22 protein-coding genes are annotated in these 26,834 nt (G+C 46.2%); all 22 read left to right on the forward strand.

Features of this window, described 5'->3' with window-relative positions:
* The first annotated feature begins 8 nt into the window (after nt 1-8).
* The 22 genes from BK127_RS08270 (at nt 9) to BK127_RS08375 (ending at nt 26,812) form a co-directional block, all read left to right on the forward strand.
* Nucleotides 9-1,832 (forward strand): cache domain-containing sensor histidine kinase, encoded by a 1,824-nt coding sequence (locus BK127_RS08270; RefSeq protein ID WP_076229541.1) that lies wholly within the window; start codon nt 9-11, stop codon nt 1,830-1,832.
* A complete protein-coding gene (locus tag BK127_RS08275) occupies nt 1,829-3,349 on the forward strand; it encodes a response regulator transcription factor (protein WP_076229542.1) in 1,521 nt (506 codons plus the stop codon). The genes BK127_RS08270 and BK127_RS08275 overlap by 4 nt, the downstream gene beginning before the upstream one ends.
* A 212-nt stretch (nt 3,350-3,561) precedes the next feature.
* Complete coding sequence (locus tag BK127_RS08280; protein WP_076229543.1) at nt 3,562-4,917, forward strand: ABC transporter substrate-binding protein; 1,356 nt, start codon at nt 3,562-3,564, stop codon at nt 4,915-4,917.
* A gap of 95 nt (nt 4,918-5,012) precedes the next feature.
* Complete coding sequence (locus BK127_RS08285; RefSeq protein ID WP_076229544.1) at nt 5,013-5,879, forward strand: carbohydrate ABC transporter permease; 867 nt, start codon at nt 5,013-5,015, stop codon at nt 5,877-5,879.
* Nucleotides 5,876-6,709 carry a carbohydrate ABC transporter permease gene (locus BK127_RS08290; protein ID WP_076229545.1) on the forward strand — a complete coding sequence of 278 codons (834 nt, stop codon included), beginning with the start codon at nt 5,876-5,878 and terminating at the stop codon, nt 6,707-6,709. Before BK127_RS08285 ends, BK127_RS08290 begins: the two co-directional genes overlap by 4 nt.
* A gap of 101 nt (nt 6,710-6,810) precedes the next feature.
* Nucleotides 6,811-7,443 carry an adenylyl-sulfate kinase gene (cysC, locus tag BK127_RS08295; protein ID WP_076229546.1) on the forward strand — a complete coding sequence of 211 codons (633 nt, stop codon included), beginning with the start codon at nt 6,811-6,813 and terminating at the stop codon, nt 7,441-7,443.
* The gene (locus BK127_RS08300; RefSeq protein ID WP_076229547.1) at nt 7,440-8,867 is read left to right on the forward strand and encodes a sulfatase family protein; all 1,428 of its coding nucleotides are present in this window, start codon (nt 7,440-7,442) and stop codon (nt 8,865-8,867) included. Before cysC ends, BK127_RS08300 begins: the two co-directional genes overlap by 4 nt.
* Nucleotides 8,868-8,876: 9 nt before the next feature.
* A complete protein-coding gene (locus BK127_RS08305; RefSeq protein WP_083689169.1) occupies nt 8,877-10,061 on the forward strand; it encodes a Gfo/Idh/MocA family protein in 1,185 nt (394 codons plus the stop codon).
* Nucleotides 10,062-10,298: 237 nt separating this feature from the next.
* Nucleotides 10,299-11,105, forward strand: a complete 807-nt coding sequence (locus tag BK127_RS08310; protein ID WP_076229548.1) for a sugar phosphate isomerase/epimerase family protein — start codon at nt 10,299-10,301, stop codon at nt 11,103-11,105.
* A 60-nt stretch (nt 11,106-11,165) separates the two neighbouring features.
* Nucleotides 11,166-12,563, forward strand: coding sequence for a sulfatase family protein (locus BK127_RS08315; RefSeq protein WP_076229549.1), 1,398 nt, complete (start codon nt 11,166-11,168; stop codon nt 12,561-12,563).
* A 148-nt stretch (nt 12,564-12,711) separates the two neighbouring features.
* Nucleotides 12,712-13,716, forward strand: coding sequence for a Gfo/Idh/MocA family protein (locus tag BK127_RS08320; protein ID WP_076229550.1), 1,005 nt, complete (start codon nt 12,712-12,714; stop codon nt 13,714-13,716).
* Nucleotides 13,717-13,749: 33 nt separating this feature from the next.
* A complete protein-coding gene (locus tag BK127_RS08325) occupies nt 13,750-15,138 on the forward strand; it encodes a sulfatase family protein (RefSeq protein ID WP_076229551.1) in 1,389 nt (462 codons plus the stop codon).
* 69 nt (nt 15,139-15,207) lie between these two features.
* Nucleotides 15,208-16,149: a carbohydrate ABC transporter permease gene (locus BK127_RS08330; RefSeq protein WP_076229552.1), complete on the forward strand. Its 942-nt coding sequence runs from the start codon at nt 15,208-15,210 to the stop codon at nt 16,147-16,149.
* A 12-nt stretch (nt 16,150-16,161) separates the two neighbouring features.
* Nucleotides 16,162-16,983, forward strand: coding sequence for a carbohydrate ABC transporter permease (locus BK127_RS08335; protein ID WP_076229553.1), 822 nt, complete (start codon nt 16,162-16,164; stop codon nt 16,981-16,983).
* Nucleotides 16,984-17,065: 82 nt separating this feature from the next.
* On the forward strand, nt 17,066-18,553 hold the full coding sequence (locus BK127_RS08340) for an ABC transporter substrate-binding protein (protein ID WP_076229554.1): 1,488 nt from the start codon (nt 17,066-17,068) through the stop codon (nt 18,551-18,553).
* Between the two features lie 381 nt (nt 18,554-18,934).
* On the forward strand, nt 18,935-19,330 hold the full coding sequence (locus BK127_RS08345) for a DoxX family protein (RefSeq protein ID WP_076229555.1): 396 nt from the start codon (nt 18,935-18,937) through the stop codon (nt 19,328-19,330).
* Between the two features lie 389 nt (nt 19,331-19,719).
* The gene (locus BK127_RS08350; RefSeq protein ID WP_305954287.1) at nt 19,720-20,043 is read left to right on the forward strand and encodes a hypothetical protein; all 324 of its coding nucleotides are present in this window, start codon (nt 19,720-19,722) and stop codon (nt 20,041-20,043) included.
* Between the two features lie 149 nt (nt 20,044-20,192).
* On the forward strand, nt 20,193-21,734 hold the full coding sequence (locus tag BK127_RS08355; protein WP_076229557.1) for a response regulator: 1,542 nt from the start codon (nt 20,193-20,195) through the stop codon (nt 21,732-21,734).
* A 66-nt stretch (nt 21,735-21,800) separates the two neighbouring features.
* The gene (locus BK127_RS08360; protein ID WP_076229558.1) at nt 21,801-23,576 is read left to right on the forward strand and encodes a sensor histidine kinase; all 1,776 of its coding nucleotides are present in this window, start codon (nt 21,801-21,803) and stop codon (nt 23,574-23,576) included.
* A gap of 91 nt (nt 23,577-23,667) precedes the next feature.
* On the forward strand, nt 23,668-24,999 hold the full coding sequence (locus tag BK127_RS08365) for an ABC transporter substrate-binding protein (RefSeq protein WP_076229559.1): 1,332 nt from the start codon (nt 23,668-23,670) through the stop codon (nt 24,997-24,999).
* A gap of 101 nt (nt 25,000-25,100) precedes the next feature.
* Nucleotides 25,101-26,000 (forward strand): carbohydrate ABC transporter permease, encoded by a 900-nt coding sequence (locus tag BK127_RS08370; RefSeq protein ID WP_076229560.1) that lies wholly within the window; start codon nt 25,101-25,103, stop codon nt 25,998-26,000.
* Nucleotides 25,997-26,812, forward strand: a complete 816-nt coding sequence (locus BK127_RS08375) for a carbohydrate ABC transporter permease (RefSeq protein ID WP_256711225.1) — start codon at nt 25,997-25,999, stop codon at nt 26,810-26,812. Before BK127_RS08370 ends, BK127_RS08375 begins: the two co-directional genes overlap by 4 nt.
* Nucleotides 26,813-26,834 lie beyond the last annotated feature (22 nt).

Genomic DNA, 26,834 nt, shown 5'->3' on the forward strand with positions numbered 1-26,834 from the left:
GGTTTCCTGTGTGGCGATGGAATGACCGGATGCTCAAAACCAAGATGTTTATTTCCTTTTCAATTGTTGCCTTGGTCATCGTCGGCATTACCTGTGGTATTTTTTATTACAAAAATACGAGCGATATCAAGAGCCAAACCTTTTCCTTGTCCAAAATCATAGCAAAGCAATTTTCTGAAATGCTGGATTTATATATGCAAAATATTGAAGAGCTAACCCTTTCCATTTCAATCGATCCTGCTATTCAAAGCAATCTGTTTGATTTTTATAAAGCATCCAATCCTATTGAAAAGGAAACGATAGGCTACAGATTGAACCCGATATTATTTAATTTCTCCTATCCCAAATCCTACGTACAGAGCATCTCCATTTACACCTTGGACGGACATTTGTATCACTACACGAAGTATGTCAAACCGGAACCGGTAGTTACCTTATCGAGCGAACAATTGCACAATTATGCGGAGGTGCTGGGCAGCAAGCCGTTTATTTTGGTGCCGGCTCCTGAGGAGCAAAAGCTTGGAGATAATCCGGAAACCGTCGTTTCCTTTATTCGCAAAATCACGAAAATCCCTACCCAAACGATCATGGGATTCGTGGATATCAAAATCAATCTGAACGCATTCAAGATGGTGCTGACCAACACCGAAGAGAAAGAAAATGACAGCACGATGCACGTATTGATCGTCAATGACGAAGGTGAAGTTGTTTTTGAAAATGGGAGTCGTCTCATGGGAAATTCCCAGGCACGCTTTGACACCACGATATTCAGTAAGCCCCTCCCTGAAGGCGAATTACGCTGGAATGACAAGATTTATCTGTATACTTTTGAAAAATCGAGTTATACGGGATGGTCGACCATCATTCTCATCCCCAAGGACGTTATTATCTTAAAGCAAAAGCGCATTCAGGATATCGTCATCATTATCGGACTCATCAGTATGCTGCTGATCGCTACCGTCTCTTATATTTTGTCCCATCAAATTACCCTACCCCTCAGCAACATGGCGCGCAAAATGTCCCGAGTCGAAATCGGCGATTTGAGTCAGAGAATGGATTATGCAGGAGCCAATGAAATCGGAAAGCTAAGCCGGATGTACAATCATATGCTTGACAGTATCTCCCGCTTGATCCGTGAAGTGTACGAATTAAAGCTGGCAGAGAAAAATGCTCAACTATCGGCGCTGCACGCTCAAATTAATCCGCATTTTTTATACAACACCCTCAATATTATGAAGTCGATCAGCCGTTTGCGGGGAATTGAGGAGGTGGCGGAGATCTCGGAATCACTAGCGGGGTTATTTCAGTACAGTATGAAAAATCTTCATCGACCCGTGGCACTGGCTGAAGAAATCGAGCACATCAACAATTATATCAAGATTCAGCAGCATCGATTTGGCAGCCGTCTGGAGCTGCAATGCGATATTTCGGGAGCTGTGCTGCAGGCTTCTATTCTTAAGCTGACGATTCAACCGCTTATCGAAAATGCTGTAAATCATGGTCTTCGTAAGGTAAAGACGGGTGGATCTATTCTTATACGGGCAGCCTGTCATGAGTCCGTTCTGACGATAACGGTAACCGATAACGGAGCCGGAATGAACGAAGCACAGAGGATTCAGATAGACAACACTCTGGATAGCTCAAGCTCACTCCATCAATTTCAGGATATCCACCATGGGATCGGACTCTTGAATATCCACCAACGGGTTCAGCTTTTTTACGGAAAACCGTATGGATTGCAGGTAAGCAGCAAGTCGGGTGTTGGCACTACAGTAACCCTGATAATTCCGTTCAGTCGGGTCCAACCTGTGAAGGGAGAAATCGCGCAATGAATATTTTTGTGGTAGAGGACGAGCATTGGGCATTGGCTGAGATGGTAGAGCTGTTCAAAAGCTACGAGCCTGATCATCATATTTATGCTTTTGAAAATGGCGATGATGTGCTGACAACTCTGGACACCGTTCGGCCGCATTTGGTGCTGACAGATATTAATATGCCGGGCATTGACGGTTTGGAGCTGATTGAGAAGCTGAATCAATTGGACCCGAACATCATGAGTATGATTGTCAGCGTCCATGACGAATTCGAATATGCCCGTGTCGGGATGAGGTTCGGTGTTATTGATTATCTTCTGAAGCCGGTAAAAAGGGATATCCTGTACAAGGCTGTGGATCAAGCGATAGTACATATCGAGAAGGAAAGCAAGCGGAGAGAGGAATGGCTGAACGGATCGATTACGCAAATGCTGCTTGCCGAGGAAATTCCTGTGTATGATATTTTGCAGTCGATGAATGGTCGTGCCTATTGTATGGTGCTGCTCGTATTGGATAAGGGCTCGGCGGTAAAAGGATGGAAGGATACGGCTGTAAGCTGGAATGAGCTGAGGCAGCAGCTCGGCGGTAAATATGCTCCAGAGAGTGATTATTACTGTGTTGATCTGGATTGCCGACATAGGATCGTTCTAATCCCATTACCTCATGTCAGGCAAATGAGCGATATCCAAGAGAAGCTATCCTTTTTATATGAACAATTACGTACGCTTCCATCTCCAGTCCATATGGGATTTGCTGTTAAACCGGAGCGAAGCAGCCTTTATCAGGTATGCTTGGAGCTGCAGCAGCGGCTGGATAAGCAGATGACCTTTGGTATGTCCACATGGCTGCCGCCGGAATTGAAAAGGCAGGATGCCGAGCTCGGTACGGTATGGGAAAAGGTTAGAGTCATGGAGCTTCATTATAAAAAGGGCGATATGTTAAAAGGAAGTGCAGTTTTACAGCTTATTATGGAGGAACTGCGCTTGAAGTTGGTGACCCGACGTCAGCTTCAATTGTTTATTCATGATCTTCTGTATTCTCTGAAATATAATGTGCTTGCCTCCAAAGTGGGGATGGTGAGTGTTCATGATCTGCAAGAGGACGTTCGGCTGCTGAATCAATTGGCAAGCTACACAGAGCTGTTCAATTGGTTAAATGAAAGTATTGTTAGTATTTATTGTGAACAGGAAATCAAGGACTTCAATCCGAAGGGGCTTGTACCTGTTCTGCTTCAGCTCATCCACAACCATTTTCAGGGAAGCATTTCCTTACAGCAGTTTGCAGCCGAGCATCATGTCAGTCTGGGTTATTTATCACGAATTTTTAAAAGCCAGACCGGGCATACGTTCTCGGAATACATAACGAATTATCGGATAGGCAAAGCCAAGGAGCTGCTGACAAGCGGAGTCGAGCGGCTGCAGGAAATCAGCAGTCTGGTCGGTTACGAGGATTCCCGACACTTTAGCGCGCTGTTCAAAAAAATAGTAGGTGAAACTCCGATTACCTATGCGAAGCGACATGCAGGCAAGAAATAAAAAAAGGAAAAATCCCCCCCATAAAAGAGTGCAAATCGTAGGTATGCTGCAAAAAGCATCGAACGTACAATGAAATCAAGGCCAAGGGAGACGCTTCGATTACGAAGTTTGTCATCCGAAACTGGTAACGCTTACGAAGTCAGTTTTCTTCGAAAACTTGGTAGATGCTTACGAAGTAAGTTTTGTACCAAAACTCTAGGGAGGTCAAAAAAATGAGTCGAGTCAGGTTCTTAACCGTCTGTTCTTACGCAGCACTGATAACAACCGTAATTGCAGGCTGCAGTACACAACCCCAAGCACAACCGGCTGGCGGTTCAGCCCCGGCCCCGGCCACAGGTACTCAACCGGCCGCAGCCAAACCTGCTGAACCGGTTACCCTTACCCTGTTAATCGGATCGACCGGAACACCGTACCCAGCTACGCAGGCCGTAGCAGCAGAAGCGGAGAAGAAGCTGAACATCAAGATCAAATTTGACATTAAGCCGGACGGTACGGAAGGCGACAATCTGGTCAAGACACGTCTGGCTACAGGGGATATGGCGGATATTCTTTACTATAATTCGGGTTCCCTGCTGAAGGCGTTGAATCCTGAAGAAAACTTCGTGGACCTGACGAAGGAGCCATTTATGGCTAACCTACTCGATTCCTATAAAGAAACCGTTTCCTCCAATGGCAAGGTTTTTGGCGTCCCGGGCGGCTCATCGAATGTCGGCGGCATTCTGTACAATAAAAAAGTGTACAGCGAGCTTGGCCTCACCGTACCGAAATCATGGGCGGAATTCATCGCAAATAGCGATAAAATCAAAGCTGCCGGCAAAACGGCAGTCATCGGTTCTTACAAAACGACCTGGACCTCACAGCTCTTCGTGCTTGGCAACCAATATAATATTCAGGCTCAAGTACCTAATTTTGTGGCGGATTACACAGCCAATAAAATGAAATATGCAACTACACCCACAGCGCTTCGCGGCTTTGAAATGACAAGTGAAGTGTTCAGTAAGGGATACATGAACAAGGATTTTCTCGCGACAACCTACGATAATGGACTGAAGATGCTGGCTGAGGGTACAGGCGTACAGTACCCGATGCTGACTAGTGCGATCGATGCCTTGGCTCAAAATTATCCGGATAAGGTAAAGGATATAGGCGTATTTCCAACACCAAGCGATAACGCCAGCATCAACGGCTTTACGGTTTGGATGCCGAGCTCCTACTACATCAATAAGAAGAGTAAAAATGTGGAAGCGGCCAAGAAGTTTTTGGATTTCATCATGTCGGCGGATGGACAGAAGGCTTATATGACCAAGAGCAAAGCGAATGGTCCCTATGTTATCAAAGGAAGCAAGGTTCCTGACGATGCCTTTGACGGCATCAAAGACATGCAGCCTTATTTTGATAACGGCAAAACCGCACCGGCATTGGAGTTTGTATCCCCCGTCAAAGGACCGAATCTGGAAAGCATCCTGATTGAGGTCGGTACAGGCCAAAAGTCTCCTGCGGATGGTGCAGCCGATTACGACAAGGACGTCAAGAAGCAAGCCCAGCAGCTTAATCTTCCAGGCTGGTAAGCGTAAGCCAGTTAAGCCCTATTGTATATGATTTGATTAAATGGAGCGGCCCTGCAAGAACTTTGCAGGGCCGATTGTGTAAGGGAGCGATCATAATGAAATTGGTGCAGAACCGGATGTATTCGTATTTATTTTTATTGCCCGCAGGCATTATTTATTTTGTATTTTATTTGCTGCCAACGATCATGTCGTTCTTTTTCAGCTTGACGAGATGGACGCTGACCAAATGGCAATTTATCGGATTTGATAACTATGTGATGTTCTTTGAGGAATCCTCTTTGAAAATCGGGTTTAAAAATACACTAATCTTTGCCGTTGTAACTTGTGGATTAAAAGTGGTACTTGCTCTCTTGCTTGCCACACTGCTGACCTCGAAGATCTGGTTCAAGGATTATTTTCGCTCGATGGTGTTTTTCCCGACGCTGCTCAGTACGATTGCGGTGGGGATCGCCTTCAGTACGATGATGCATCCTACGCAGGGTGTCATCAATGCAGGTCTCACAGCGATAGGGATCAACGGTCCTGATTGGCTTGGGAATACGAAGCTTGCCCTGTTATCGGTTGCTTTTGTGGATGTATGGAAAGGCGTCGGCATCGCCACGGTTATTTATATTGCTGGCATCATGTCGATTCCCCAGCACTATTATGAAGCCTTGAAAATGGATGGGGGCAACGCGATCAGGGGGTTTTGGCATATCACACTGCCTCTCAGCAGGCCGGCCATGAATTCTGTCATTATTTTGGCCTTCATCGGGGGTTTGCGTACCTTTGACCTGATTTGGGCGATGACCAAAGGCGGGCCTGGATTTTCCACGGATTTAATCGCCTCTATTATTTATAAACAGTATCAGGCTGGATTTTACGGTCTTGCTACAGCAGGGAATGTCATTCTATTCATCGCTATCATGCTCTTGGCCTTCCCATTGTATATGTTCCTGAATAGAAGAGAGGTAGATTTATGAACAGGATAGCACAAAAAACGACGATCAGTATCGTGATGCTGCTGCTTTCAACGGTGATATTCTGGATTCCCTTTTATTTTGTCATTATCAATTCGTTTAAATCTCCTACAGCAGCGGCTGATATGAATATGTCCTGGCCCACAAGCTTTCATATTATTGACAATTATACAGCCGTATTGACAGCTACCGATCATATGCTGGTTCGTGCTTTCGGCAACAGTACGCTGCTTACGCTGTTGTCGGTTACAGGCTTGGTCTGCGTCAGTTCATTGGCAGGCTTTGTGTTGCAGCGAAGGGAGAAAGGAAAAGCGGCCTCGACCTTCAATTTCCTGGTGCTGGCGGGGTTGATGATTCCACCTGCGGTCGTACCGACGATTTGGGTATTGAATTCCATTGGCTTATTCAAAACCTTGCCAGGGCTTACGCTGGTAGAAATTGCGCTGCATTTTCCGTTTTGTGCGATTTTGTATAAAGCCTTTACAGCAACGATCCCGCGTGATCTGGACGAAAGTGCGTTCATTGATGGATGCGGTGGCTTCAAGCTGTTTACGCATATTATTTTCCCTTTGCTGAAGCCTGTCTCTTCAACGATTGTTATCATTCAGGCGGTCAGTGTGTTCAATGATTTTGTAAATCCGTTGTATTTCTTGCCCGGTTCTGACAATGCAACCGTGCAGCTGACGCTCTACAATTTTATGAGCATGTACCTGACCTCGTGGAATTTACTGTTTGCGGATGTCGTGCTGATCTCGCTACCCCCGCTCATATTGTTTCTCTTCTTTAACAAGCAGATTGTCGCGGGCATGACTGCAGGCTCGGTGAAAGGATAATGACCGATTCGACCACTTGAATGGCTGAATGGACAATGATATGACGGCGGAACCCCTTTACAATAGAGATTGTAAAAGGAATGGATAAAGGGGGAGCGTAGATGGACAGCTCTTGCGGTCCTGTGCTTTGGTTCACGGGCCTGTCAGGTTCCGGTAAGACAACAACCGCACAGCATGTTTATGAGCGGCTCATTGCAGCGGGGAGAAAGGTTGAGCTGCTGGATGGGGATATGATTCGTTCGATGATTTGCAAAGGTCTTGGATTCAGCAGGGAGGACCGCTTGGAAAATATTCGCCGAATTGCCTATGTGGCTGATCTGTTGGCTCGACATGGTATTACGGTGCTCGTTTCCGCCATTACACCCTATCACGAGATGAGGGAATACCTTAGAGCTCATGTTGCAGGATATGTAGAAATTTATGTAAAATGCTCCCTTGAGGTCTGTGAGCAAAGAGATGTCAAAGGGCTGTACGCCAAAGCAAGACGTCAGGAAATCACCATGTTTACAGGGATTTCTGACAGCTACGAGGAGCCGGAACAGGCGGACCTTATTATTGACACGCAGCAGCATTCGTTAGCTTCCAATGTAATTCAAATTATCGAATGGCTGGATGGTCACGTATGGGAAACTGAGTCGATGCAAAGTCTCAGCTGTGTTGCAGCAGGTCAAGAGCTAGGCGAGCAGCTGGGCTTGGAGGCAGCTCATCATAAATCGAAAGGGGATCACGGATGAAGATCATCATGATCTCGCTGGATACGCTTCGCGCTGACAGGCTGGGCTGCTATGGGTATGGTAAACCGACAAGTCCGCATATCGACCGAATCGCTTCGGAAGGCGTACTCATGGAGCGTGCCTATGCGGCCGATATTCCTACCGAGGTTGCACATTCCGCCATATTTACAGGGAAAATCGGTCTGACGTCAGGAATCATTTCCCACGGCTCCGATCTGGCTTACCTGCCCAAGACCGTAGAGTGGCTGCCTTCGATGCTGAAAGCCTCGGGTTTTGTAACTGGAGCCGTTGATAATCTGTACAACATGAAGGAATGGTTCGCACGCGGCTATCGGTACTATATCAACAGCTCGGGTAAGAAACGGTGGATCGACGGCAGAACGATTAATGATTTGGCGCTGCCCTGGATTGAGGAGCATAAGGAGGAGCATTTTTTCTTATTCCTGCATTACTGGGATGCGCATACACCGTACCTGCCGCCGGATGACTACCTTCAAGATTTTTATGGGAAAGATAGAGACCCTTACCAGAAGGACAACACGAGTATGAACCAGGCGTATGCGCACGCTGCTTATCCTTTTTTCAAGCATCACCATTACAATAAGCTTGGCCCTGTAACGGATGCCGAATATGTAAACGCTCTCTATGACGCAGAAATTCGTTATTTGGATGATCTGCTGGGTGAGCTGGACGCACATTTGCTGAATTTGGGCATCCGTGAGGATACGCTATTGATCCTTTTTGGTGACCATGGAGAGAGTCTTACGGAGCATGACATCTATTGGGATCATTGCGGATTGTATGAGCAAACGGTACATGTGCCTCTTATAATGAGATGGCCAGGACATATTCCGGAAGCAAAGCGGGTGAAGGGCTTCGTTCAGCATGCTGATTTGCTGCCTACGATATTGGAGGCCGCAGCGCGGGCAGCTCCGACGGGTATTGATTTATCCGTACTGCATCCGCCTGATGGATTGGATGGGCACAGCCTATGGACATCCATTCACAGCGAGGCTGAAGGGACGATGCGTGAGGTATATTTAAGCGAATGTGCCTGGCAGGCAGCGCGGGCTGTCCGAACCGAGCGTTATAAGTTCATCCGTTATTATGATTCAGGCCCTTTTCAGCGACCTCCAAGAGAGTTGTATGATCTTCAGGAGGATCCCGAGGAACAATGTAATGTGATTGATAAGCATCCTGAAGTGGCAGCGGCCCTGGAGCAGCAGCTTGATGATTTTGTTGCCCTAAAGCTGCAGGGTAAGCCCGATCCGATGATGCGGCAAATCGAAGAAGCTCAGCTACCATTTCGGCGGCGAATCGAGACGATCCTGGGAGCGGTCGGATTAACATGGGAGTCGTGGATCGCGAACCCGCAGCAAGAGCGCTATGACGAATTAGAGAAAGCCCATGTCCTGAGAAAATAAAATTCTAAAATGAAATTCACTATGAAAGGTGGTGCAGTCCCTGCTTGCCCTCATTACAAGCAGCTTGGGGTAGGTGACGGGATGCGTAAAATGGCTTTGAAAATTGGAATCGTAGGTATGAACGGGATCGGCATGCGTCATGCCGAATGTTATTCAAGTGACCCCATAGCGAATGTAATCGCTGTTTGTGACGTCGTTAAGGAACGAGCTGACAAAGCGGCAGACAAATACGGTGTCACCGCCTATTACAGTTTGCAGGACATGCTGCAGCAGGAGCCTGATTTGCAAATTGTCGATATCACGACGGGCGGCATCGATAATGGGAGCTGGCATTTTGAGCCCGCTATGCAGGCAATTGCAGCAGGCAAGCATGTATTGATTGAAAAGCCATTAGCGAACGATATCCATGAAGGCAGAGAGCTGGTTCGGTTCGCAGCCGAGAAAAATGTATATTTGGGAAGCAATCTGAACCACTATTTTACAGCTCCGGCGGAGAAAGCGCGGCAATACATCGATTCAGGAGATATCGGGGAAACCGTATATTGCCTGCACAAAATGGGCTTCAATGGTGGGGAGGCTATGTACAATCCACCCAAATCTCCAAAGGATAAAGGGCAGCCCTATTTTCACATGAAAGCTTTTCTGACCCATCCATTCAGTGTTATGCGCTATTTTTGCGGTGATATTACGCACATCCAAACGTTTTCCAATCAGGCCGGTTTTCGTAAAAGCGCCAGCGATATTATGGTCTCGATTAACAGTATTCACGTGAAATTTGCAAGCGGTGCTGCGGGTTATCTATTAAGCCAACGTGGTGATGCAACCTATGGCTTGGGTGGCTGGTGGAGCATGGAGGTTGGTGGAACGAAGGGAACCTTCTGCATTGAAAATTGTGTGGAAAAAGTGTCCTATTGGAGGGCTCAGCCGGGTGTTCCTGTCATTGGTGCGCATCCAGAGCCTGAGGTCACGGAATCAGGTGTTACGGAATTTAATTCGACCTTTAACAACAGGCTGCATGCGTTTCTTGAGGATATTACCAATGGCGTGCCGAGAGAGCATATTCGCGCTTCCGGCAGAGATGCGCTGGCTGTGCTGGAATACACCTTTGCCGTGATTGAATCGTATGAGCAGGGTGGTGCCGTGGTTAGACCTCACCCGCTGCCGGCGTTTCATGGTGATCCTTTGGTGATGTAATTTAAAAAATGGTGAACAGCTCGCTGCGCGACCGAAGTATTCTTACGATTGCTGTTGTTTCCCGATTTTTCTTATTGTATAAGACATTTATTGGTGAAAATTCGGAAACAAAGGCACCGCTTCGCTATCTCCAGAACACCACGGTCGCTCCGCTCATGTTTCACCGAACTTTTAAATGATTGAGTGATTAGAGTTATTATACGGCAGTAAAAGCCGAAAAAGGGAGAGTGTAGGAATATGATAAAGCTCGGTGTCAATTCGGTATTGTTTAAGGAATTTGATTTCGCGACGGCTGTGCGTCACATCGCGCTTAGTGGCTACGACGGGGTGGAGATTTCAGCCATCGAAGGCATGTGTGAGCATTTGGAGCTTACGCGCTGGAAGGAGCAAGCGGCTGAGCTGAGATCGATTGTTCAAGAGAACGGTTTAAGTTTTCTTTCGATGGAGTTTGGAAGCGTCAAAGATGAACAGAGACTGTTGAGCGCTTTTGAGGCAGCAGCAGAAATTGGGATTCCGATCATTAATATCGGACCGGGTGGTAAATCCGGTGTAGAAGAGGATGTGCAGCGCTCGATCGATATGCTGCAGCGGATGTCGGAACAGGCGGCCTCCTTTGGAGTGACTTTATGTGTGAAGGCGCATATTGGCAATGCCATCCATGACACTCCGACAACGCTCAGGGCGATGTCTGAGGTATCGTCTGCCGCATTTGGCATCGATATGGACCCCAGTCATATTTTCCGAGCCAACGAAAATCCAGAGGAAGCGCTGCCTGCTGTTATCAGCAGAGTCAAGCATGTTCATATCCGTGATTGCAAAGGCCGTGAGCAGGGCCCGGGACCGATTGAGCTGCAGGCTTGCGGGCGCGGCGACATCAATCTGTTTGCTTACTGCAAAGCGATGGCAGACAGCAGCTATAACGGACCTGTTGTACTTGAGGTTATCGGTGCCAAGCCGGAGCATTCACTTGCCCAAGTGTCCATAGTCGCTGCAGAAACCTACGGGTATTTGAACGCTTGCCTCCGACAGCTTGGCGCACGTTAATTGCAGCCGAATGATCATCATATTTAATAAATTTATCATAAGTATAGGAGAGTGAACGGAATGCCCGGTTCTACAAAGAAGCCTAATCTGATTCTGTTCGGAATTGACAGCCTGCGTCGTGATCGAATGAGCTCTTATGGCTATGGCAAGCTGACAACTCCGCATCTGGATAAGCTGGCTGGCGAAGGGGTGCTGTTTGAACAGCACTTTAGCCCCAGCATCCCCACCACCCCTGCTTATGCCAGTATGCTGACTGGCAAGGATTGCTTTGGTACCGATGTAGTCGCATTGCGGCACAAAGGAGCAGTAGGGGCAAAGACGCTGCCGGAGTTGCTAGGCGAACTCGGTTATAACACGACATGCGTCGGATTTACAGGGAATCCATCGTCGCGAGGCTTTGATACTTATCTGGATTACGAAGCCTGGCTGCCAGGCGAGTCAGGAAGGTGTCCGAAGGCTGAAAACCTGAACGAGGTGGCCATTCCCGAGCTGAATCGCTTGGCTGAGGATGACAAACCATTTTTCCTGTTTCTTCGCCATATGGACCCGCATTCTCCCTATTTGCCGCCGAAGCCCTATGAGCGTATTTTTTATGGGGGCGATGAGATGGACCCATCCAACCCTTCCATGGAGCCGGTCTACAGCTTCAAGCCATTCGCCGATTTTCTCAAATCGTGGATTCCGGAGGGCGTGACCGATGAAGCGTATGTGAATGCCCAATACGATGGAGCCGTTGCCTATATGGATGCCTGCATTCAAAATTTGCTCCAAACCGTAGATTCTTTGGGACTTACCGAGGATACGCTGATCGTGGTGACGTCCGACCATGGTGAAACGCTGTATGAGCACGATTGTTTTTTTGATCATCATGGCTTGTATGACTGCACATTGGTTGTACCACTAATTATCAAATATCCGGGTAAAGTACCCTCAGGTAAAAGAGTGACAGATGTCACGGTTATCAGTGATATTATGCCAACGATTCTGGAATTGATGGGAATTGATGAGCAGCTGGAGCCGGACGGTCAAAGCCTTGTACCTTTCATACATGATGATCCGGGACGCAGAGTTAGTGAATTGTATATTACGGAGTGCACCTGGATGCGCAAGCACGGATGGCGAACGCCGCATTGGAAGCTGATTCGTGCGCTGGAGCCCGATTTCCATTTTAAACCGGAGGTTGAGCTGTACAATCTGATTGAGGACCCGCAGGAAAATAACAATGTAGCCGAGCAGGAGCCGGAAATTGTGGAGCTGCTCACGGCAAGAATGGAAGCTTATATCAGCAAGCGTGAGGAGCAGACAGGGAGAACCAATCCGATGTATACAAATCTTGGCTGGCATGGCAAGGGGGACGCTCCTTTTACATCCTCGCAGCAGGCGTATGATACCTTATACATCGGTGATTCCCGCAATGCCCGGGCTCTTCAGGCCAAAGAGCTTAATAAGAGCAAATAACGAGTGGACCATGCCGCCCGCAATATTGCGGTGCGGCTATTGTTTATGAGCAGCAGTGATCAATTTTAGCAGCACGGTAAGAAGTCGGCTAAAGAGATGACAGCTGTATATTTTCACAATCACGCATGTTCAGGGAGGGTTCATCTATATGATTCGTGTAGCAGTGGTTGGCGTCAATAACATCGGGAATATACATTGCCGATACTACGCACAGCATCCGGATACGGAGCTTGTTGCTGTTTGTGACTTAATGGAGGATCGAGCCAAAGCGGCTTCTACAGCCTTTGGAGTCAAAGCTTATACAGACCTCAGAAGCATGCTGGACAACGAGGAGATTGACATGGTTTGCGTAGCGACAGGTGGTGAGGAAAAGGGCAGCCATCATTATGAACCCGTGATGCTGGCTATCGAGGCCGGGAAGGATGTGCTGGTCGAGAAGCCGATCTCCAACCGGATTGAAGAAGCAAGGGCCATGGTGAAAGCGGCCGCAGCCAAGGGCGTTCGTTTTGGCTGTAATTTGAACCACCGCTTTACTCCGGCCGCCGAGAAGGGCAAAGCTTGGATGAAACAAAATCTGCTGGGCACCCCGCTATTTATCAATATGAGACTGTCGATTGATAATAAGGCCGATTTTACGGAATGGTTTCATATGCGGGCGCTTCATCCTCATTCTATAGATGTTATGCGTTACTTTTTCGGTGATATCAAGCGGGTGCAGGCATTTATGAATAAAGCTCCGGGCCGAACCACCTGGTCCAATGCGAGCATCAATCTGGAGTTTGCGAGTGGGGCTATCGGTCATTTGACTGGCAGTTATGACATGTCCATGCTCCATCCCATCGAATGGTGCGAGGTGGCTGGAACAGAAGGCCGATTCGTCATCGAAAATGTATACGAAAGCATTACCCTGTATCCACGCGAGAGTAGTGAAACCATTGTGGTGCACAATTCGATTATGAGAGGCATGCAGGGCTTCAACGATACGTTCCGCAACCGGATCGAACGATTTATCGAACAAATTAAACAGAAAGCTGCTCCAGAACAGATTGAGGGATCAGGCTTGGAAGCATTGGCAGCCCAGGAGGTCATTGAAGCCGCAATCCTATCCCAACAATCCGGCGGCCATGCGATTGAGGTGCCGAGCTGCCCATAAAGGGTCCTTTGCAAAGGAAGGAGCGGAGACACGATGGAATCTCCAAACATTTTGTTTATTATGCTCGACCAGCTGCGTTACGATTGCATCGGTTATAGTGGAGCCTATCCGGTCCATACCCCGAATATCGACCGTTTGGCTGCGGAAGGGGTTTGGTTCTCGAACGCTTTTACACCCATACCTATTTGCTGCCCATCCAGGCAAGCCTTGATTAATGGTCGAAGGCCAGAAACCTTCGGAGCACTGTGGAATTTCAAAAACGGACTCCGCATTCCGGCACTTGAGCCTACTGAATATGCTTGGCCAAGAGAGCTTCACAAACGCGATTATACCAATGTATTTCTTGGTAAATGGGATGTACATCCCGAGCTGTCTCCCTTGGAGTACGGTTATGACACCTATATCGGATTTGAGGGGTATAAGGAAATGCTGGCGCAAGCATACCCTGATATCCGCTATGAAGCAGGGTTTTTCGGAGAGCGTGACCCCGTTCCTGTAGAGTGCTCCAAGACGCACTGGCTGGCGGATCGGGCATGCGAATCGATCCGTGAGCTGACATCTGGGGATCATCCTTGGTACATTCAGCTGAATTTTACCGAGCCTCATCTCCCGTGCAGACCGTCAGGCAGCTTTGCAGACATGTACCGACCTGAGGATATTCCGATTTGGAGCAGCTTTGACGAAACCTTTACCAATAAACCGTATATTCAGAAGCAGCAGCTTCACAGCTGGCGGATTGAAGACTTCACATGGGAGGAATGGGCACCTATCGTGGCCCGCTATTATGGTGTCATCAGTCAAGCGGATGATGCGATAGGCAAAGTGCTTCAAGAGCTGAAGCAAACGAGCGCCTACGACAATACCCTTGTCATCTTTACCTCCGATCATGGCGATATGTGCGGCTCGCACCGAATGATCGACAAGCATTATGTGCTCTATGACGATGTGGTCAAGGTTCCGCTCATAATCAAATACCCCGGGACAGCGGGGCAGGGACGTGTATGCGACCAGTTTGTTTATAATATGCTCGATTTGCCACCAACATTGCTGGAAGGGCTGGAATTGCCTGTACCCTCATGGTTCCATGGCAGATCGCTCATTCCATTATTGAAGGATGAGTCTGTTCCCGACTGGAGAAAGGAGATCGTTTCTACCTACAACGGGCAGCAGTTTGGATTGTATACGCAAAGAATGCTCCGCACTGCGAACTGGAAATATATCTGGAACACAACCGATATCGATGAATTATACGATTTGGCGCACGACCCTGACGAATTGATCAATCGTATTTATGACCCTGGCTGCAAGGAGCTGATCCAGACACTTAGAAGCCTCTTATATCAACGGCTATGTGCCGAAGGCGATGGTTTGGTGCAGAGTGAATGGATGCGGACTCAACTGCTGGACAATAAGAAGCTGTAGCTGCTCACGTATGGGGAGCGGTGAGTCATTCATTTCAATTCAGGTGTACCTGAGAAAGGAGAAGGCACAATGACAGAGCCCCATTCGGGTACAGCTATCAACCGATCTGCGACAGATTTGGCATTGAAACAGAGGAGGAAGCTGACAAGATACATCATCGCCTACTCCTTCCTGGTGCCCATTTTTGTTTCGATGGGTTTGTTCAAGTATTATCCATTTTTTACGGCTATAATCAAGTCGCTTTATCAATGGAACGGGGCAAATTTGAACACGTTTGTTGGCTTGGATAACTTCGTCAAGCTCGTTAGCGATCCGACCTTCTATGCTTCTCTTAAAAATGTCACATTGCTCACGATCAGCTTTGTTATCATTCAGCTGACTTTACCGTTGTATGCCGCTGTTGGCGTCTTTCATTCCCATAAAAAGCTTCAGCATGCGTATCGCTTCTTATTCCTCGTTCCGATGGTTGTTCCTTACATCATTATCTTTTTGTTGTGGCGATGGATCTATTTAAGTAATGGCGTTCTGAATACACTGCTAAGACAGCTAGGTCTGGACTCCTGGACCCACGCATGGTTGGGTGATAGTACGACAGCGCTGGCGTCCATTGTATTCGTCAATTTCCCCTGGATTGGTGGTATTTACTTTCTCATCTATTTGGCGGGACTCCTTACCATTTCTCCCGAGCTGTATGAGGTGGGGAAGCTGGACGGCATGAACGGCTGGCAGCGCTTTTGGTATATCGAGCTGCCTTTACTCCGTAATCAAATCAGGCTTGTTGTCATTCTGGCCTTCATTCATCAATATCAAAGCTTCGAAAATGTGCTGGTCCTGACCAACGGAGGTCCTGGGTTTACGACGCTGACTCCTGCCCTGTATTTATATAAAAAAGGCTTTGAGTATAACGAGCTGGGATACGCATCTGCTATCGGCGTGATGATTTTCCTCATTCTTATTCTATTTACCTTTGTCGCGAACAAAGCAATGAAACAAACGGAAAAGCTGGATTAAGGGGAAATGAGCATGCGTAAATTAACTTATGGAGCTGCTGCCAACCAGCTGATTTTATGGCTGCTGGTCGCATTAACCTTGTTTCCTTTTTATATGCTGTTGATGAGCTCTGTGAAGTTTCAGGATCAGATTATTCACAGCTTTTGGACTCCGGCATTCCCGCTGCACGTTGACAATTATAGCAGTGCCTTCAAACAAACATGGCCGTTTATTATGAACTCGATTCTGATTACATCGGGCATTATCGTCTGCGTGCTCATCAATTCGACACTTGCGGGTTATGCATTTGCGAGATTCAGCTTCCCAGGCAAAAAAATATTGTATGCGCTTATCCTCATGCTATTGATGGTGCCCGGATTTTTGCTGCTGATTCCTCAATTTATTTTGTTCAAAAATCTCGGATTGCTCAACACGCACTGGGCTCAAATTTTTGGACCGATGGCTGGGGCTTCCGCTCTGGCAACGATGCTGATGAGGACTTTTTTTGAGGGGATCTCCAGCAGCCTATTGGAAGCCGCCGAGCTGGAGGGTGCAGGTGATCTGAGAATTTTTTGGCAAATGGTGCTGCCGCTGTCTCAGCCCATCATTGCGACGGTGGCTATCATGAATGCACTAACCGGCTGGAACAACTACATTTGGCCTCTGGTCGTGACCTCGGGGGATCGGGCTCGCCCGATCATTTTGGCGCTGAGCAATATCAAGGGACCGCTCGATCAGGTGCAGGGAATGCAATTTGCAGGATACGTTATCGCCTCGGTGCCTATGCTGATCTTGTTTGTGTTCGCCACTCGATCCTTCATCAGCGGGATCACGTCCGGTGCGATGAAGGGGTAGTACAGGAACTGAAAAGAAGTGATGGTGCGAATAAACGAATGTAGGTAGGCTTACGATGTAGACAAAGGAAGGGTGTTGAACCATGTTTGCAGTAATACGCAAGGAGAGAACGTCTTACAAGCTTCTAACGTTTGGATTAGCATTTACGTTTATGGCTGCCGGGTGTACTGGGACTCCGTCGGGCGATGCTGGCTCCAGTAATCCAGCGGGGGGCTCTACGACGAGTACAGGAGCCAAAACCGAGCTTAACGTCATGTTTACGACAGAGGCGAACGGAGATCAGACCGAGCAGCAAATTTGGGAAGAAACGGTGAAGATGTATGTGCAGAAAAACCCGAACGTGAAAATCAATTTACAGCTGCAAAATTTCGGTGGTGTGGAGCAGCATCGGGCATGGGTGACGACACAGCTGATCGGCGGTACGGCACCGGATTTGTTCACAACCCGATATATATGGGATCAGGAAGATCTGAAGAAAGGTCTTCTTATGGATCTGACGCCTTTTTACAGTAAAAAAAATGATTATCTTGGTGGCAAGTCCTGGGACGAAGTATTTCCCAAATCTGTATTGCAGCGTTTGATCGGAGATAATAAAACCTATGCAAGCGTGCCGGCCAGCATCGATTCTGTACGTATTCTTTACAATAAGGAGCTGTTTGCCAAAGCGGGTATTCAGAACATACCTGCAACCTGGAACGAGTTTCTCGACATTCAGGATAAATTGAAAAAAACAGGGGTAACCCCATTCGGTTTTCCAAACACAAAGCCTGGGGATTACAACTACAGCTGGACCACTCGCATCCTGACAGAGGAACTGATTGCAGGACAATATGAACAGATGGATGTCAGCCATAACGGCTTTATCGAGGTGAATGAGTATACGCGCGCTGTGGATCAAGGAATCGTCGATATAACCCGCTCTCCTTACAAGGATGTGTTCCCTATTATTAAAAATTGGAGTCAATATTGGTCGAAGGGCTATAATGGCATCGATTTTAATACGTCGACGGACATGTTTTTGCGTGGGGAAGTTGCGATGATTATGAGAACCTCCGGACAGAGCAAGGTGCTGTATGAATCCAGCGCGCGCAAGTTTGAGATGGCTGCCTTTCCGCTGCCGTATTTGACCAAAGAAAACCATCCTGATGCCATAGGCAAGCTCATGGAAATCGGTGGTGTGCCCGCGGGCAATATGGCCATTCCCAAATCGATCAAGCCGGAGAAGCTCAATGCAGCCATTGATTTTATGGCTTTTGTAACCTCATCCCAAATTCAGGGCCTGCATGCACAGAAGCTATACCGGACTCCAGCCACCTCGACTGCGGATCTTCCGGATAACCTGAAAGGCTTTGCCTTCGTAGGTGATCCGATGAAGCTGAACATTTATGGCGGCGAGGTCGACAAAAATGTTACGGAGAACAATCAGAAGCTGGGCCAGCTGTATCTCGAAGGCTCATTACCCTTGGAACAATATTTGAATGATCTGAAAAAGGTGATGCAGGAGGGAGTGAAGCAAAAGAAGGAGGAGAACAAGTGGAGCGCCGATAATAATTACGGGATTCAGAAATAAATATGGATAAACTTAATTATGCTTAAGTAGGAACCAGATGGGCTTGATCTGCACGGAACAGAGCTGAAGGCATCTCAGCAAGCTAAGCGCTGTGCCTAATAGATCAAGCCATGTAAGATTAAAAATTGTTGTTGACAAAGATTCATAAATCATTTATCTTTAATTAAAGATACTTAATAGTGAGATAAAAGGAGGTAAAGCTCAATGATCATGCACTGGAAAACGGCGGAGAACGCGACATTGAAACAGGAGATCAAAACCGATCGCTTAGTATGCAGAAAAGGAGCTTCTGTTATCAGTTAGCAAGCATATTTGTTATTTCTTTGTCATATATCTTAAAATTAAGAATATTAAATTAAAACTAATTGGAGGCTGGTTGTTATGGTAGCATGGGGATTATTATTAATTCGTTTGGTAGTTGGTTTGTTGTTTGTTGGTCATGGAGCTCAAAAATTGTTTGGCTGGTTTGGTGGCTATGGCCCCAAAGGAACGGGTGGCTGGATGGAGTCAGTTGGTATTAAGCCGGGAGTTGCTATGGCGGTTATCGCCGGGTTGATGGAACTGCTGGGAGGATTGCTGTTCGCTATAGGCTGGCTGACCCCTGTTGCCGCTATTCTGATTGCTGCGACAATGCTTGGAGCCTTCAAGGTTCACGCGAAGAACGGAATTTGGGCTGCAGCCAATGGCTATGAGTATCCATTAGTTCTTATTGCCGTTGTAGTCGGAATCGCCTTAACCGGAGCTGGCGCCTATTCATTGGATGCCCTTTTTAAATAATGATCAAGTTATGATAATCGCACTCTTCAGACCTCGGGTCTGATGGAGTGCGATTATTTTATTATTTTATGCGGGCATGTCACATAAAATTGTTAAATAGTTCCCATACTACAAGAACGAAATGACACGGGGAGGAATTGAATTGGCGCCAATAGTGTTGTGTGACAGGTTATTGTATCCATTATTAAAAATAGGTAGCTACTTAGAGTTGGATACTCCATTCATTCTGAATAATTCACTATCCCTGGATGCCGATGAACCGTTCCAATAAAATCGAAAGACTATTGTGGAGCATCGCGTTTCCTGGTTTTGGACAAATGTTAAATAAAAAATATATAAAAGGTTTCACTTTGATTGTTCTGGAGTTTGTTATAAACTCGAATGCACATTTGAATCAAATCATAATCCTCAGCTTTAATGGCGAAATCAAGAACTCGATTGAAAGTACCGATTATCATTGGCTAATGTTTTATCCTTGCGTCTATATGTTTGGAATGTGGGACGCTTATAAAGATAGCGGTGAAACGGCAGATTACGCTTATCTGCCTTATGTTAGCGGCGCATTTCTCGGTACAGTAGGGTTGATGTATTCAGCTCACCTGACCATTTTCGGCATTTTATTAGGTCCTGTATGGATGCCGATGTTATTTGCTTTTCTGGGCATCGGGATCGGGATTGCTTTATTTAAGATATTGTATCAAAAGAAACCCTGACAATATTCAGGATAAATCAATATGAATACGATTGAAATCACACTTACTAACATTAATAAACATAATTTAATTCGGATATGGTAATATTGATTATATTTTCACTTTACTTCACAATGAGTGTAAGCGGATTCAAATAGGGGGGATGGAAATTGCTGAAGGTCATGATTGTCGAGGATGAGGATATTGTGAGAGAGGACATCAAACATTTAATCGATTGGGAGCAGCATGGTTTTGAGATCATCGCCGAAGCAAGGAATGGCGGAGAGGGCTTACGAATTTGTATGGAACAAAATCCGGATGTGATTATAACGGATATCAAGATGCCTGTCATGGGTGGATTGGAAATGATTGATACCATTCTACAAATTCGCAAAAGCAAAAAAATCATTCTGCTAACGTCCTATGGTGACTTTGATTTTGCGCGGCAGGCTATTCAATTGGGTATCCATTCCTATGTACTGAAGCATGAACTGGACGGTTCGTTATTAATTCAGGAGCTAAACAAATTAAAGCAGCAGATGCAGGAGGAAGAAAGTGTTGGTTATTTGGCCCGCAGAGAGCAGCTTCGTATGTACCTCAAGCGGATGGAGTCGATGATCGATGATGCTGGCATGATCGTCACCGACGATTTGTTCCGTTGGAAGGGCAGAACAGGAATTCTAATTATGGGCTTTGATTCTCTTCATCCAGGTCAGGAATATACACAGAACAGATCTACCGAAATAGATAGGAAAACATTTATCGATTTTATGTACGCGCGTTCATCGGATGAAGTCGAATCGGAAGTCGTTGATATGTACGATAATGAATATATTATTTTTTATCGAATTCCGGAACGCAGTAGTGAACTCAGCATTTTTGAATACAGCAGCCATTTGGCGAATCATCTGCAATCCCTTATAAACAATGCGTTTTCCAGGAAGATTTCCGTAGCCATCGGACCTGTTTTTGAAAACCAGCGAGATATCCGAGAGAGCCTTAAAAAAACAAGGGAGTTGTATGCCTTAAGAATATTTAGAAAGGGCAGCTCCCTATTAGTGCAGACTCACAAGCAGCTCGACAAGCAGGTATTGTTGTCTTCGATAGATCACAAGCTTAAGGAAATTCAGGAGCATTTGAAGCATGAGCAGTATGGATTGGCTAATGAAGGCATTGATGAGTTGTTTACCCAGCTGCTTGTAGCCTTGGAGGATATAGCTGCACTTAAAAGCGGAATTCTGGAGCTGATTCGTTTGATCAATCTGAAAGCAATTCCCAAGCACGGAACGCCAATGATCGAGCCTTTTGATGCTCTGTCTGAAATACAGCAGCTGGGCAGTGTGTACCAGATTGCAGAATGGTTCCAACATATGGTGATGAAGCTGGAAGAAGAATCGAATGCCAAATACAGCAAAAAAATCAGGGAACTGCTGCAATATATTCATGCCAATTACGCTAAGGATATTACGTTAAATGAAATTGCGGATCGGATGGGATTCAGTTTGATTTATACGAGCCAATTGTTTAAGAAGGAGGTGGGCGTTTCCTTCATCACGTATCTGACCCAATACCGGATTGAAAAGGCAAGGGAGCTCCTGGCTTCCGGTCATTATAAAGTGTACGAGGTGAGCTCGATGGTCGGATATCAAACGGTGCAATATTTTTCCAAAACATTTAAGAAAGTAACCGGACTCAGCCCTGGTGATTTGTAAAAGGATTCACGAACGATTCCCAAATCGAATTAGGATTGTGTACTAATCATGAAGGAGGGTCGATGTATGCCTCATTTTTTAAAATCAATGAATATTAAGGTGAAAATTACTGCCGTCGCATTTATTTCTATTTTACTTTCAGTCGGCCTGAGCAGCTTTTCGATTTATTTGTACGTCAATCCGATTTTGAGTAGGCAGATCGTTAGAGATAACCAAACGATCGTTGAAAAAATAGCCCAGCAGGTTTCTTATCTATCCGAGGATATTGTGAATTATGCCAAAGGGATTGTCGTTAACGATCAGCTGCAGCTGTTGTTAAAAAAAATGTCTACCACGCAGGACTACGACTATTTTGTGAGCAATCTACAATTGGAAACGGTATTAAAGGAGTATAGCTTGCTCAGGGATCATATCATTGTCGATATGTTTATCGTGGATCGTGATAACAAGGTATTGGAAATGAAAGATGTTTACTCGAGCTCCATAACGGAGGATTGGTACGATGACTTTAGATCCAACAGACAATATAACGGAACGTCGAAGCCGCATATTGTTACGAATAATTTGAACCGCCCTACGGAATTGAAGGTTGTCACCTATGTGATGAATATTTATGACAAGCAAAATCCTTATGTATATTTGGGCAAGCTTCTCATTCACATGAATTATGAGGTATTGGTAAAACCGATGCTGACGGATCCTTCGCTCGGGATTCACATATGGACCTTGAACAAGGATAAGGAAACGGTGTATGCCCCGAACGCTGCTGCTTTATCGGCTCCGCAGGAAGTGTTTGGCGATTCTGATCTTCCGAAAGAGACCGTGTTGAAAAATGGGAATTATTACATACCTGTATCGATACCCTCCTCTCAGTGGGAATTAATCGGGGTGATTTCGGAAAATAAAATCAACGCCAACATGACATATACCAATTATGTGCTGGTGTCCATTATGCTGATCTGTTTGTTGATCATGTCATTGTCGATCTATCCGGTGGTTGCCAACGTGACCAAGCCGCTCATGAAGCTGATCAGAGGGATGCGCCAGGTTTCCAAGGGCGAGCTGCATACCCATATATCGGTGACAAGTGGCGATGAAATCGAAGAGGTAGCCAAGGTATTTAATAAAATGGTCAAGGATATTAAAAATCTGGTGGAAGAATCGGTTCTGATGGAGAAACAGAAACGGGAGCTTGAGCTGAAAATGTTCATGTACCAAATCAATCCGCATTTTATCTACAACACTTTAAATTCCGTAATTTATTTGGCGAGAAAGGCGAATGCCCCTGATGTGGCGGCTCTTACGAAGGCATTTATTTCTTTCCTGCAGCGAACGATCAAGAATAAACCCGAGATGCTCGCCTCCATTCAAGAAGAGATGATCTACATGGATGATTATATAATGATTCTGCAATACAGGTATATCGATAGAATGGAGCTGGTATGGGATGTTGAAGAAGCTTGCAGGGAGAAAAGAATACCCAAAATGATTTTATATCCGTTAGTGGAAAACAGCATCTTTCACGGTATTCTCCCTTCTCAACGCAAAGGCTGGATTCGAATCCGTGTAATGGCTGAGAGCGGCAGCCTCGTGGTAAGTGTGGAGGATAACGGAGTTGGGATGAGCCTTGAGAAGCTGGAACGTCTTCGTTCGTTGATGGGCTCGCCTTTTCTACAGGAGGATCTGGACCACATTGGCATGCTGAACGTGAATAACCGGCTTCAATTATTGTACGGTGAAACGGCGATATTACAAATCGAAAGTGTAGAGAACGAGGGTACGCGAATCCGCTTTTCCATACCAGACTGGCTTCCATATGCCGCCGATCATAAAAATGTGTAACATATAATAATTTTGACATGTATTCAGCTCTGGATGCTGCTGTTATATTAATCGATGTAAGCAAGATCATATTGAATCAGGAGGATGATGTATGCGCAAGAGATGGATGAAAGCGTTACCCGTGGTTCTTCTCACAGCAATGCTCGGGTTGGCAGGATGCAGTGGCGGGGGTCAACAAAATGCTGCCGGTACAGACAAAAAGCCGGAAGCGGCAGGCAGTCCAGCGAAGACGGACATTAATATTTGGTTGTGGGACAAGACGGATTCCCGGGCCAAGATGTATGAGGAGTTCACCAAGCTGTATCCCCAGTATAACATTGTCATGACAGCGGTTGAGAGTAAGGATATGGCTCAAAAGCTGCAAACGGCGCTGGCCTCCGGGGCGGATCTGCCTGATGTGGCATGGCTGGAACAGACCTATCGTGGCAAGCTGCTGTCCCTGAATATCTGGGAGGATCTGTCTAAAGCCCCTTACAATCTTGACAAATCTCAGGTGCTCGACTATTTGGTTCCTCTGGAAACTACCGAGAGCGGAGTTTACGTCGGTCCTGAAGCCCCTTCTGTCGCGGGTATGGCCTATAAACGCGCTTTAGCCAAACAGTACTTTGGTACAGAGGATCGTGCGGAATTGGAAAAAATCTTTACCGATTGGGATACCTTTATTCAGAAGGGCATCGAGGTCAAGGAGAAGTCCAATGGCAAGGTGTTTATGTTTGCAAGCCTTGGCGATGCTTATGCATTCCTCAAAGGGCAAACGAACACACCGTTTATTCAAGGGACTACACTGAATTTGAAGCAGGGTGTTGGGCCTTTGCTTGACAAGCTGGTGCAAATGAAAAAAGCAGGCATTATCGATGTATTGGATACGAACTCCCCTGCTGCTAATGCGTCCTATACCGATGATTTACACATTTTTTACCCATGTGCCAACTGGTCGGTTGAGTTCACAATCAAAGCTAACGATAAAAATGGCGTAGGCCGTTGGGGCTTCATGATTCCACCGGGAGGGCCTTTCCCGCTTGGCGGAACACTGCAAGGGGTTCCACAAAAAGCCAAGAACAAAGTAGGGGGAGCCGAGTTTGTGAAATGGCTGTTCCTGACCGAAAAAGGCTCTGAGGTAGCACGCGATTATAAGGGCAATTTCTCGCCATTCAAACCGATTTACCAGAAAGCCGACTTCTACTCGAAGAAAGAAGAGCATTTTGCTGGGCAGGACGTTCAGAAGGCTATTGCCCAGGATGTATTCCCCAAAATTAAATCGGTACGCCTGCCAAGCAAATATGATCAGGATATTGATGATTCCGTTAACGTAGCGATGAAAACGATCAATGCGTCCAAGGATGGCAATGTGGCTGTGGATCAGCTGATCAAGAAGATGGAAGATGACTTGAAGAGCAAGCAGCCAGATCTCAAGGTTCAATAAACAAGATCAAGCTTGTTAAATAGCAAGAAGGTCAAAAGGGGGTTTGGGTTCAGGCGCAAGCTCCCTTTTGATTCATAATGATAAGGTAGAAGGTGAGATGCTTGCTAAGAGTTGGGAAAAAGGCAACACCTTATTTGATGGTAGCCCCGTATTTTGTTATGTATATCGCATTCGGTTTGTTTCCGATCCTGTTCTCACTGGTGATCAGCTTTACCAAATGGGACGGAATCACCGATATGGTATTTGTTGGTTTAGCTAACTATATCCGAATATTTACGAATGACAGCCTGTTCTATGAATCCCTGTATAACACGATTCTGATCATTGTGATCACCATACCGGTAGAAATCATATTAGGGCTTCTGCTGGCGGTATTTCTGAAGGATTTCTTCCGTAAATCAAGAAATGCCCTTCAGCTGATTAACTTTTTACCGTATATTACAACGCCGGTTGCGATCGGAATCATCTTTCAAATTTTGTTTGACTGGAAGAATGGTTCGGTGAATGCAGTACTTAGCATGATGGGCATTGACACTGTTTATTGGTTGGGTGTTCCATGGGCAGCCCGGCTTGTTGTGATCATTATGATGAGCTGGACTGCTTACGGATATAAAATGGTGCTGTTTTTGTCAGGGTTATCCACAATTCCCGAAGAGCTGTATGAATCAGCCAAAATCGATGGCGCCCGGTGGTGGGACAGCTTTATTCATATTACGATTCCTATGTTAAGACCGATCATGCTGTTCGTCGTGATTACCAGTATTATTAACGGCTTCCGCTTGTTTGATGAACCGCAGCTGCTGTTTCAATCCGCATCACAGCCGATTGGTGGTCCTGACCATGCTGTTTTGACCGTAGTCATGAGATATTATGATGTGGCCTTTCACAATTTTGAATTCGGCTATGGCTCTGCTATTGCTTATAGTCTGTTTATTGTAATTTCGATTTTCTCCATTTTCTCCATGAAAATTATGAACCGCAAGGAGGAATCGCAGCTTTGAGACATATAGGAAAATTACCGGTATATATCCTGGTTACGATTGTATCCCTGTTTGCGTTAGTTCCGTTTTATACGATGATTATTATGGGCACCTATGTCAGCGAAGATTTGTATACAGGACTCAAGCTGCTTCCAGGCACTTATTTGCTGGAAAATCTAAAATCAGTGCTGGCGCAAAACTTTTTCCGGTTTTATTTGAACAGTCTGGTTGTTGCTGTCATTAACACGACGGCAGCAGTACTGGTCAGTGCGCTGACAGGCTTTGCCTTCGCCAAATACCAGTTTAAAGGCAAAAAGCTGCTCTATTTCTTTATTATTGGCACATTGATGATCCCTCCACAGTTAGGTTTGGTTGGATTTGTCGTGGAAATGCGTTATTTGGGACTCGTTAATACTTTGGTTCCGTTGATTATAGGTGGTATAGCCAATGCGTTCGGTGTATTCTGGATGACGCAGTATATCAGCAGTGCGGTCCCTGGTGAAATTATAGAAAGCGGCAGGCTGGACGGATGCAGCGAATTCGGTATATTTGCGAGAATCGTGCTGCCTGTTATTCGCCCGGCTCTGATCACCTTGTCCCTGCTGTTTTTCCTATGGTCTTGGAACAACTATTTGACACCTCTGGTATTGATTAATAAGGAAAGCTTGTATACGATACCGCTTGCAGTCTCCTTGTTGAGCAGTGAATACCGTACGGATTATGCCGCCAGAATTTTGGCGCTTGCCCTGTCAACGATTCCGATCCTGATTTTGTTCGGCTTCGGCTCGAAGCATCTGATTCGTGGACTTGTGGGAGGAAGCATCAAAGGCTAAAGGTCGAATGACATGCATGCCC

The organism is Paenibacillus sp. FSL H7-0331, from assembly GCF_001956045.1.

Bases quoted from the DNA above. Each gene is read 5' to 3' on its own strand.
- BK127_RS08275 (WP_076229542.1), top strand. From the start codon at position 1,829: ATGAATATTTTTGTGGTAGAGGACGAGCATTGGGCATTGGCTGAGATG.
- BK127_RS08280 (WP_076229543.1), top strand. From the start codon at position 3,562: ATGAGTCGAGTCAGGTTCTTAACCGTCTGTTCTTACGCAGCACTGATA.
- BK127_RS08285 (WP_076229544.1), top strand. From the start codon at position 5,013: ATGAAATTGGTGCAGAACCGGATGTATTCGTATTTATTTTTATTGCCC.
- BK127_RS08290 (WP_076229545.1), top strand. From the start codon at position 5,876: ATGAACAGGATAGCACAAAAAACGACGATCAGTATCGTGATGCTGCTG.
- cysC (WP_076229546.1), top strand. From the start codon at position 6,811: ATGGACAGCTCTTGCGGTCCTGTGCTTTGGTTCACGGGCCTGTCAGGT.
- BK127_RS08300 (WP_076229547.1), top strand. From the start codon at position 7,440: ATGAAGATCATCATGATCTCGCTGGATACGCTTCGCGCTGACAGGCTG.
- BK127_RS08305 (WP_083689169.1), top strand. From the start codon at position 8,877: ATGAAATTCACTATGAAAGGTGGTGCAGTCCCTGCTTGCCCTCATTAC.
- BK127_RS08310 (WP_076229548.1), top strand. From the start codon at position 10,299: ATGATAAAGCTCGGTGTCAATTCGGTATTGTTTAAGGAATTTGATTTC.
- BK127_RS08315 (WP_076229549.1), top strand. From the start codon at position 11,166: ATGCCCGGTTCTACAAAGAAGCCTAATCTGATTCTGTTCGGAATTGAC.
- BK127_RS08320 (WP_076229550.1), top strand. From the start codon at position 12,712: ATGATTCGTGTAGCAGTGGTTGGCGTCAATAACATCGGGAATATACAT.
- BK127_RS08325 (WP_076229551.1), top strand. From the start codon at position 13,750: ATGGAATCTCCAAACATTTTGTTTATTATGCTCGACCAGCTGCGTTAC.
- BK127_RS08330 (WP_076229552.1), top strand. From the start codon at position 15,208: ATGACAGAGCCCCATTCGGGTACAGCTATCAACCGATCTGCGACAGAT.
- BK127_RS08335 (WP_076229553.1), top strand. From the start codon at position 16,162: ATGCGTAAATTAACTTATGGAGCTGCTGCCAACCAGCTGATTTTATGG.
- BK127_RS08340 (WP_076229554.1), top strand. From the start codon at position 17,066: ATGTTTGCAGTAATACGCAAGGAGAGAACGTCTTACAAGCTTCTAACG.
- BK127_RS08345 (WP_076229555.1), top strand. From the start codon at position 18,935: ATGGTAGCATGGGGATTATTATTAATTCGTTTGGTAGTTGGTTTGTTG.
- BK127_RS08360 (WP_076229558.1), top strand. From the start codon at position 21,801: ATGCCTCATTTTTTAAAATCAATGAATATTAAGGTGAAAATTACTGCC.
- BK127_RS08365 (WP_076229559.1), top strand. From the start codon at position 23,668: ATGCGCAAGAGATGGATGAAAGCGTTACCCGTGGTTCTTCTCACAGCA.